Raw genomic sequence first — 9,661 nt, 5'->3', positions numbered from 1 at the left:
GGCTTGGGGAGGCTGCCATGCAAGGCTTTGGCGCAATAACTTATGATGCCATTCTTGTTCAGCCGACCACGGGTTTAGGGGCTGTGGTGAGGGAGACGGTGGCAATGGTTGGGGGGATTGTTGAGGAGATGATGGGGCTGGCTCAGAACGGGGGGGTAAGGATTGTGCTAATAGCCAGGGCACTAATAAGGATACTGACACTAAGGCAATGAACCATAACCGTGAACCTTTAAGAATCGGATGGTTGTCTGGCAGGTGAAACATCAGTGACTCACTTCTCAGGAGGTCTTGACTGGCAATTGTATCGAGAAATGGAGTGAAAAAGGGAAATGGGGAAGGTGGGGACAAGGAAATTTTTGAGGTGTTACTCTTCTCCCCTGCACCCCACTCCCCAGCTTGTTAAGAAACGCGATCGCATCCGGTTGCGCTATTGTAGTCTTCGTCTGATGAGTCAAAACTAGACTATTGACCAATCACTAACAGACATCTTTGGAAATTACCCTAAAGATTTCGTACTTTTGGGGATGTCTGAGGCACAAAAGGATAAGTTCCATTTCCAAAACGGTTACGTTAACACGGGAGCTTGATACTTGACTGTTACGCTCAAGGCTGACTCTATGCACCACTTTAATTGGGATTCAATCACTGGCTAGCAGTAGGAGTCGCCCGGATGTAACGGTATAACTTACGAGGGAAAGGGGAAATATGACAGGCGATCGTTCAAATTCTTCTTTGGATACACAGGGGCAAGGAGTCGGTTTAACCATGGCGGATATCCTCATCCTCCCTCCCCGCCAGCGGCGAATTGTCAATTGGATGATGCGCTGGAAAGACTGCACGCTTTCAGAAGTTGCGGCTTACCTGGATGAGAACGAGTCGGTTGTTCACCCCGAGCTTGATGCCTTAGTTCAGCAAGGCTTCGTCCAGGAAATGCAAGTTGCCGGTGGCTCACGCTATTACATCAAACTGGCAAGGAGAAAAGGAAGACAGATGCCGGAAATGCTTCAACAAGCCCTAGCACCCGGCAAGCCTCTATCCACCATCGTCAATCCCTCTGGGGAATTCGCTGTTACACCAGGGGCTACCTTTGAACTGTGCGTCACCATCACCAACGAAGGAAATCAAAGCGCCCTAATTGATATTTTTATTGATGAAACCTCCGAACCCCTGCGACAGTGGTGTATTTCCCCTTACGAACGTCTAGCTTTAGGTCGGGGACAAAGTAGCGAGGTTGTTTTTCAGATTCAGGTGCCTCTTGATGCCATTCCTGGTAACTACAACTACTTGTTAGTCATTGATGCCCAGCAGCATTACCCAGAAGACACCCCTATTCAACATCACGCACGCCTGCAAGTCATGCAGTTTGTGCAGGAAGCCGTTCGAGTCAACGACGCAACCTTTACCCTGCTGCCAGTTACTACCTCTACCGAACCGGTCATTCTCCAACCTGGAGAATCTCTCGAAGTGCAAGCCGTCGTTTACAACCGTTCCGACCGGGTAGACCGATTTCGCCTAACCTGCCCCGATTTGGCACGGAACTGGTACACAATTATTTACCCGGAAGGCTTGCCTGAAACTGGATTGGTACGGGTTACGGATGGGCTGGAACTCAATCCCGGCGACAATAGCCCAATCCTGCTAGTATTAACCCCGCCACTGGGGACTTGGGCTGGAATTTACTCACCTACCGTTCGCCTCTATTCCGTCAATAATCCTGACTTGGTGCTGCTCAATGCCGTTTATCTACAGGTAATGCCCGTTTACCTGGTGAATGTCGAACTGGTAACACTGATTGGTAAGGTGAAACGGCAGGCGGGACTCTTTGAGTTGCAACTTTACAATGGGGGCAACACCACTCGGGAAATTGCCCTACGAGCCAAAAGCGTCGAGGCTGATGATCTGTGTACCTACACCCTGACACCAGAATTGGTGACGCTTTCACCGGGGGGGTATGCCAATGTCAGTTTAGAGGTGCAACCGACTCAGAAGTGGTGGCGCAGACCCTTTTACGGACGAGTTCTCAACTTTATCGTTGAACTTGACGACACGCAGCAGTTCCTTTTCCCCAACAATCGCTATCAGGGAACCTTGGTGTGGGAAGGGCGTCCCTGGTGGCAGTTCTTGTTAGTGATTCTCGGAATTATAGGACTAATTGGGGCAGTCATTTTCCTAATTTGGTGGTTATTTTTTAGCCCCAAACCTTCTCCTCAAATTGTTGAATTTGCACCAGCCAGTAGTTCCTATTCAGCCGCCGAGGATGATGTCGTTCGCCTAAATTGGCAGATTGCTAACCCGAAACGGTTACAAAGGCTGAAGCTACAAGGGTTATCACCGGATGGAGTGGTAACGAGCAATCCAATCGCTTACGATTTCAGTCGCGGCATTCCCGAAGAGTTGAAAGAGTTCTGCATCCGCGAGGTGGTACTCATCTGCCAGAACGTGCCAACCGATGCTCGTCAACCCGGTGACTATGTTTTTGAACTCACTCTCATTCCCAGGGGCAAAAAAGGGGTGGCTTCCGAAACTCTCAAAACCAGTACGGTTAAGATTACCGCCGTTCCCCTACCCAAGATTACCGAGTTGACACCCACTGAACCTGTTTACCAAGAACCCAGTCCCGAAACCCTTTCAGCCCCAACGGATGCAGCAACACAAGCCGCTAACCTTCAAAATAGACCCCAGAATGGAACCGTCACACCTCAACCGAAAAATCTGGGTATTTTACTGAATTGGAAGATTACCCATCCTGAACAAATCAAAGAGTTAAAACTCATCGGTCGTAACCCAGAGGGTATCGTAACGAGTCCGTTAACATCCTATACTTTCAGTCAAGGAATTCCAGAAATTCTGCAAGAATTTTGTGAAATTAATGATGAAGAAGGATTAGTCTGTCAGAAAGTTCCTACCAATGCTCGCAAAGCAGGTACTTACATTTTTGACTTAACCGTTGTTCCCAAAGAAGGAGAACCAGAAACATTACAATCCCTCAAAACCGACCCAATTAAAATTGAAGCTCAACCCGTTCCCATAGAAATTACAGAATTTCAGATTAATGGCACTAATGCATTACCCAAGTACTTGGTTGAAGTCGATCCCAATGAGCCACTTGTTTTAAATTTTTCGTGGAAAGTTAAGGCGGGTAAAGATGATAAAGTTGAGCTTCTTCCTTCTCCGGGTACTGTGCCGAAGGAGGGAAAAATTCCCTATCCCCTGAGTCCAGAAGCGGGTAGTGAAACGATTACCCTTCAGGTAACGAATGGGGCAGGTGAGCAAAAAAGCCGTTCGGTGACAATTGAAACTGTCCTACCACCTCAACCGGAAGAAACTCCGGAAACACCGATGCCTGAAACAGTTCCGCCGCCTCCACCCTCACCCCCTGATGCAGCTTCTTCAGAGATTCCGATTCTGGAACCACCACCGCCACCTCCAGGAGGTTCTTCTCCTACAGAAGCTGGGGCATCACCCTCATCATCGCCGTCTCCGTCCGGGGAAGCATCTTCTGGAGACTCGCAGAAGCCGAAACCCTTACCGACACCACCGGGAGGCTCACCGCCAATTCCTCCTGGCAGAAATTCTCTCCCACCTGTCGAATTGCCGCCGCAGTTTAATTAGAACGTTCAAAAACGATGAAAACCTTCAACATCGGTTTAGTAATCGGTTTCACTAATATCCTACTACTGACTCTCTTTTGTCTCAACACGTCCGTACAAGCCGCTAATAACAAAGATGTAGAACAGTTGTTAGAAACTGGAGAATGTGCTAGCTGTAACTTGCAAGGGGTTCGTTTGAGGAGAAGAAATCTGAATGGGTTTAACCTAGAAGGTGCGAACTTATTCGAGGCAGAATTACCCGAAGCCGACCTGAGAAATGCACAACTTTCTGGGGCTAACTTAAAAGACGCTAATTTGAGGAACACCCGACTCTCTGGAGCGAACTTGTTTCGGGCTAACTTGCAAAATGCTGACATTCAAGAGTCGGAATTGGAAACTGCTAACCTCAGAAATGCGAATTTGCAGCAAGCTAATTTAACGAATGCGAATCTGACCGATGCATCTTTAGAAAAAGCCAACCTCGGCAATGGGAATTTGCAACAAGCTGATTTTAAAAATGCTCAGTTGAACGATGCTTCGTTGGAGGGAGCCAATCTACAAGATGCCAACTTGGAAGGAGTTAGCTTAAAACGAGCGAATCTCAAAGGTGCAAATTTGGAAGGGGTTAATTTATTCCGGGCTGACTTGCGAGGAACTCAGTTTAATAGTGCCACTGTCATTGATAGCAAATGGCTGTTGGTCTGGGAAGTCGTGAATCAAGGAATTGAGGGGCAAAACTTAGCGGGAGCTGATTTGGCAGGAGCTAACTTAGAAGGGCTTCACTTAGAGAAGGCTAACTTAGAAGACGCGAATTTATCAGAAGCTTACCTGTTTATTGTCAACTTGCGGGGAGCGAATCTCAGAGGTAGTAAGTTGACGAATGCCGAGCTACGTTATGCTGACCTGAGCAATGCTGACCTAACGAATGCCGACTTGGGCAATGCGGAGTTAGGCAATGTCAATTTGAAAGGGGCAAACTTGGCAAATGCTAATCTGAGAACTGCCAAAATTAATGAGGAAACGGTACTTGACCCCCAATGGAGTTTAGTTTGGGAAATTATCAATCAAGGGGCTGAGGGTCGAGACTTGGGTGGAGCTGACTTATTTAATGCCGACCTCCGAGGAGCTAATCTCCAAAGGGCGAGACTGAGCGGCGCTAGGTTGTATAGTAGTGACCTTCGAGATGCCAACTTTGAACAAGCTAACTTGTTTCGGGCTGACCTGAGCAATGCGAATTTGGCGGGTGCCAATTTAGAGAAGGCGAATCTTCAGGAAGCTAACCTGCGAGGTGCCAATTTAGAGCGGGCTAACTTGACTCAAGCTAACCTTTGTAGAGCCATTATGCCTGATGGTACTGAGCAATCTTGTCAGTAATGATTGACATCGATTATAACGAAATCTTCAACTTTAGTAATTAAAATTTACACGTTTAAAACGCTTTATCTCTACTTTTTCTCTATTGTATTAATAAAGTAAGTTCTTTGACAGAGGCTAGAAGTTATTCAGTTTTCTTAGGTGTGAATTGATGGGTTTGGGAGAAAGCTCCCAGGCAGAACTTTTAGAAATATGGAGAAATAGATGTTACAGGACAATATTCGCTACATCCCTACGACACGTTACGAATCGTTACGTGACCTGAATTTGATAATGTTGTGGTCGGCAAGCGACAGGGATTGGAGTCCGGTAATTAGAGAGGAATGCCTAGCCGCTACTCAGCAGCCTATTGAAGAAGAGGAAGAGTCCGAGGTTATACAGAAAACAGCGTGGTTTGGAATTTTGGTTATTCTAGTCTTTTGGGGCGTTGCCATGGGGCTTCTCGTGTCAAAAGTCACCCAAGTCGCACATGAGGTTACGCCTAAATCTGTTCAATCCGTTGAAGAAGTCATTTTTAGAAGTTATTAAAGTTCTAAAATTCTCAATAAGACTATTAATTGATAGGGAGTTCAGCAAGGGGAGAATTTCAGGAACTCCTGAACTCTCCCCTGCCGACTCTGTTGTAGAATTTAAAAAGCACAATAGTATCCAATTTATTGGCAAAGAAATAAATTTCAGCTCTTGGATTTTGAAGTTTGATTAAGATGACTAACGTCTTGTTATCAAGAGGAAGAGGCAAGCCAAAAATTATGGTTTCCTGCCTCTGTTCTTTGTCGATTTTACTGGTAACAGTTGGAGGGGTGCGATCCCAGGAACAGAAGCCTTTAGTGCAGGACTTTAGCTACTGGGCGCAATTGTGTAGTTCTTTGAAAGATGCTAAAACCTATGAAGATGCACTCAAGGCTTGCGACCAAGCGATCGCACTCAATCCCAATGAGCCAACAACTTGGATAGACAGAGGCGATATTCAACTAGCGTTGGGTAACTCTGCCGAAGCCGTGGCATCTTATGGGCAAGTGGTTCGCCTCGAACCCCGCAATTCTGAAGCTTGGGCGAAGCGGTGCGCTGGGCAGGTGGACTTGGGGAACTCCGAAGCCGCCATTACCGATTGTGAGACGGCGCTGCGGATCGATGAGAATTGGGACGGGGTGACACGGGCATTTGCCTTGTATCACCAGGGGTTAGCACTCCAAAAACAGGGGGAATTTAAAGAAGCCCTCTTTTCTTTTGACTTGGCAACGCAAAGCAATCCCGATTATTCTCTAGCGTGGGCGGCTCGGTGTGCGTTGCTATCCTACCAAGACAACAACTACCTAGCCCTTAATGCTTGTGAACAGGCATTGCAAGTAGATGGGGATTGGGGAAACCGCACCCCAGCCATTGCTTGGACGAACCGGGGTAGGATACTCACTAAGTTAGGACAATACAACGAAGCCCTCGCCTCTTACGACCAAGCGCTGGCAATTAATCCTAAAGATGAGGTGGCTTGGACTGAACAGGGAGCAGTGCTCTACATCATCGGCAAGCCGGATGAAGCCTTAACTTCCCATGAGTGGGCGATTAAAGTCAGTCCCGATTATTCCCTCGCATTAGCGAATCAGTGCGCAACCCTTAATCAGCTCAATAATTATGAAGAGGCTCTCGCTGCTTGTGAAAAGGCACTTCAAGAGGGGGATGGGCGCTGGGGTGAAGACGGAGCGGCTTATGCCTGGAACCATCGGGGTAATGCGCTAACGGGATTGGGACGGTATGATGAGGCACTAGCGTCTCTCAATCGTGCGATCGCACTCCAGCCGAATTATGCCGATCCTTGGAGCAATCGCGGTGCAACTCTGTGGTATATGGGGCGGTTTGATGATGCCATTGCTGCTACCGAACGGGCGATAGCGATTAATCGTAACTTTTCAGAAGCATGGTTCAATCACGGCAGAATCCTGACAACCTTGGGGCGGTTTGATGAGGGAGTCGCGGCTTACCAGCAGGCGCTTCGGGGGAATGCAAATGTAGGCGATCGCTTAACATTAGCAGAAATTTGGGTAAACCTTAGTGCATTACTATGGCGTCTGGAACGCTACGAAGAAGCGATCGCTGCTGCCGATAGCGCTATTGGCATCAATCCCGAATCCGCCGCCGCCTTGTACAACCGAGCCTTAGCACTGATGGCGTTAAAAAACTATCGGCAAGCCGTAACGACTTATGATCAAGCAATTAAGATTGATGCTGAAAATGCAGATTTCTGGGCGGGTAAAGGCATTGCCCTCAGATTGTTGGAAGATTATCCAGATGCTCTAGCTGCCCTGCAAAAGGCATTGGAACTGAATCCCGCCCATCCGCAAGCTTTGGCAAATCAAGATTTTGTGATGCAACAGTTACAACCTCCCGTTGAGTCAGGGAGTGGGGAGTAGGGGAAGAGACAAGGGGACAAGGGGACAAGGAGATTTTTGAGGTGTTACTCATCTCCCTAGCTCCCTAGCTCCCTAGCTCCCTAGCTCCCTAGCTCCCTAGCTCCCCAGCTCCCCTTAATATCGACGATAGCGTTCTCGCTCAATTTGCAATCGCTGCCGAACTAAGCGGAAGACTTCTCGTGCCAGACTGTCTAAATCTGACTCACTAACTGTACTGTCTTCTCTGGAATCCTGAGTGGTAGAGGAGGGTTGGATGGTTCCAATCGGGAGTTGAGTTGCTGCATCTGCTACCTGATTGGGGAATTTTACTGGAGGAGATGGGATTTTGCGGAATCCTTCAGGGGTAAAGAATAAAGTCTCAGATTCATTATCCGCATCCGTCTGGAGCATTGCCGGTTGGCTATCTAAGGGGGCAATTTCGCTCATTAATTCAGCGAGACTTGACCAAGAAGCGGGTAAGTTGCTATTAGTAAATTGACGTGAAGAGTCAGTTTTCGTAGCGTTTAAGATGGAACGGTTTGTCCCTACAAAATTATCCACTAATGGGGCTGATTTTCGCTGGATAGGGGGAAATACGGGGTTGGGTTTGTTCGATAGTGAGGGTTCAGCAACAGGAGGGAATACTTGCAATATTTTTACAGAGTCTTGTCCCAAACTCTTTGAGCAACCTAAGGGGCTAATTTGGGTTAAATTATCCAGCACTCTGGGTAAGGATAGAACTTCTTGTGCTGCTGCAATTTGTTGATTTACTTCAGTGTGTGGTACATCCTGTTTTTGAAACCTTATTTCTTGTTGGGGGGCATTGATGTGTTCCCTTACCCTATTTTTATCATCCAACGATACGGCAGATTCCGCATATTGACTCATAGCAGCAAAACTACTTTTTCCATAAGGAGACAGCAGTGATTCGCCTCCCTGTTGGACATGACTTAGAGTAGAGCTTCCTAAAGGTGTTGCGCCCAAGGGATTCAGCAATTGAGGTTGCCCCAGTGTTTGGAGAAGGGATTGAGATGGCACTAAGGAGTTGTTTAAACCAAGAGGCTGTGTGGGAGACATGGTTTTTCTTTCGATAGGATTGTGATATCAAGTCTGGCTAATTGCCCATAATAAAAATTTCTCCGTGTTTCCGTGTCCCCACACCCCCGCGTTCTAGAATCTTCATCACTGTTACCACCGATGCCAATACGACAAAAAATTGCTTTTTACTTAGACGACATTGAAAATCCAGTCGGTAGGACTGTTAATTTATTGATTATAGGACTAACACTTTTATCATCCGCCATTTTCGTCGCACAGACTTATCCTCTCCCGATTTCCGTTCGACTTGTTCTGAATGTTCTCGATCGAGGGATTTTATTGGTTTTTGTTTTGGAGTATTTATTGCGTTTTTGGTGCGCTCAGTCTAAACTGACATTCTTTTTCAGCCCATTCTCCCTTATCGATCTCATTGCCATTTTACCGTTTTTCTTCAGGTTAACTGATATTCGCTTTATCTTGATATTTCGATGGTTTCGGATTTTGCGATTGATTCGCTTTATTGAATTAAAAATATTATTTTTCAGAATTAATAACGAAGATAGCCTCATCCTCACTCGTATCTTATTTACAGTCTTTGCGATTATTTTTGTTTATTCGGGATTAATTTACCAAGTTGAACATCCAGTTAATCCTGAATCCTTTGGCACATTTTTAGATGCCTTCTATTTCTCGGTTGTGACAATGACAACGGTTGGATTTGGGGATTTAACACCAGTTTCAGAAGGAGGGCGATTATTGACTGTTTTAATGATTTTAACGGGAATTGCTCTCATTCCTTGGCAGTTGGGGGATTTAATTAGGCGCTTGGTTAAAACAGCGAATCAAGTTGAAAAAGTTTGTTCGGGTTGTGGTTTACCCTTTCATGATGCTGATGCTCAGTTTTGTAAAATCTGTGGGATTCAGTTACAAAATGTTAATCATCTCGAACCTAATAGCGTCTCAAACAAATAACTACTCCCTACTCCCTACTCTACGAAAATTTGCAACTGCAAGTTTTTCGGATTGGAATCTCTATGATAAATTCTGTCCCTTCCCCTAACGTCGAAACACAACTAATTTGCCCCTTGTGTTTTTCCACGATAATTTGATAGCTAATAGCTAATCCTAATCCCGTACCACTTCCTACAGGTTTGGTGGTAAAAAATGGATCGAATAGTTGCTGATGTACTTCTTCATTCATCCCAGCCCCGTTATCAGCAATCCGAATAACAACAGAGGGAGTAGGGAGTAGGGAGTGGCGAGTGGGGGGGGAGG

At 46.5% G+C, this 9,661-nt stretch carries 7 protein-coding genes and 1 pseudogene; 5 read left to right on the top strand and 3 right to left on the bottom strand.

Features of this window, described 5'->3' with window-relative positions:
* Positions 1 to 348 (bottom strand): annotated as a pseudogene (locus IQ257_RS27595) (hypothetical protein); the annotation flags it as partial.
* A 357-nt stretch (positions 349 to 705) separates the two neighbouring features.
* On the opposite strand from IQ257_RS27595, the gene IQ257_RS27590 reads away from it, so the two are divergent.
* From IQ257_RS27590 to IQ257_RS27575, 4 genes are all read left to right on the top strand, one after another.
* Positions 706 to 3,612, top strand: a complete 2,907-nt coding sequence (locus IQ257_RS27590) for a transcriptional regulator (protein WP_193881181.1) — start codon at positions 706 to 708, stop codon at positions 3,610 to 3,612.
* A gap of 14 nt (positions 3,613 to 3,626) precedes the next feature.
* Positions 3,627 to 4,964 (top strand): pentapeptide repeat-containing protein, encoded by a 1,338-nt coding sequence (locus tag IQ257_RS27585; protein WP_193881178.1) that lies wholly within the window; start codon positions 3,627 to 3,629, stop codon positions 4,962 to 4,964.
* Positions 4,965 to 5,237: 273 nt separating this feature from the next.
* A complete protein-coding gene (locus IQ257_RS27580; protein ID WP_193881175.1) occupies positions 5,238 to 5,492 on the top strand; it encodes a hypothetical protein in 255 nt (84 codons plus the stop codon).
* A 221-nt stretch (positions 5,493 to 5,713) separates the two neighbouring features.
* On the top strand, positions 5,714 to 7,369 hold the full coding sequence (locus IQ257_RS27575; RefSeq protein ID WP_228061088.1) for a tetratricopeptide repeat protein: 1,656 nt from the start codon (positions 5,714 to 5,716) through the stop codon (positions 7,367 to 7,369).
* 114 nt (positions 7,370 to 7,483) lie between these two features.
* On the opposite strand, the gene IQ257_RS27570 is transcribed toward IQ257_RS27575, so the two are convergent.
* A complete protein-coding gene (locus tag IQ257_RS27570; RefSeq protein ID WP_193881169.1) occupies positions 7,484 to 8,425 on the bottom strand; it encodes a hypothetical protein in 942 nt (313 codons plus the stop codon).
* 120 nt (positions 8,426 to 8,545) lie between these two features.
* Here IQ257_RS27570 and IQ257_RS27565 point away from each other — a divergent pair, with 120 nt between their 5' ends.
* A complete protein-coding gene (locus tag IQ257_RS27565) occupies positions 8,546 to 9,358 on the top strand; it encodes an ion transporter (protein ID WP_193881166.1) in 813 nt (270 codons plus the stop codon).
* Positions 9,359 to 9,377: 19 nt separating this feature from the next.
* Here IQ257_RS27565 and IQ257_RS27560 read toward each other — a convergent pair.
* Positions 9,378 to 9,661, bottom strand: a 284-nt coding sequence (locus IQ257_RS27560; RefSeq protein WP_193933392.1) for a sensor histidine kinase, incomplete at its 5' end; no start/stop codon positions are given.

Source organism: Coleofasciculus sp. LEGE 07092 (genome assembly GCF_015207375.1).
GTDB lineage: Bacteria > Cyanobacteriota > Cyanobacteriia > Cyanobacteriales > Coleofasciculaceae > LEGE-07092.
The sequence above is the reverse complement of the archived record's forward strand: the minus strand, read 5'-3'. Positions and strand labels throughout refer to the sequence as shown.

Excerpts from the sequence above, each read along its gene's own strand:
- IQ257_RS27590 (WP_193881181.1), top strand. The coding sequence starts at position 706 with ATGACAGGCGATCGTTCAAATTCTTCTTTGGATACACAGGGGCAAGGA.
- IQ257_RS27580 (WP_193881175.1), top strand. The coding sequence starts at position 5,238 with ATGTTGTGGTCGGCAAGCGACAGGGATTGGAGTCCGGTAATTAGAGAG.
- IQ257_RS27575 (WP_228061088.1), top strand. The coding sequence starts at position 5,714 with ATGGTTTCCTGCCTCTGTTCTTTGTCGATTTTACTGGTAACAGTTGGA.
- IQ257_RS27565 (WP_193881166.1), top strand. The coding sequence starts at position 8,546 with ATGCCAATACGACAAAAAATTGCTTTTTACTTAGACGACATTGAAAAT.
- IQ257_RS27570 (WP_193881169.1), bottom strand. The coding sequence starts at position 8,425 with ATGTCTCCCACACAGCCTCTTGGTTTAAACAACTCCTTAGTGCCATCT.
- IQ257_RS27585 (WP_193881178.1), top strand. The coding sequence starts at position 3,627 with ATGAAAACCTTCAACATCGGTTTAGTAATCGGTTTCACTAATATCCTA.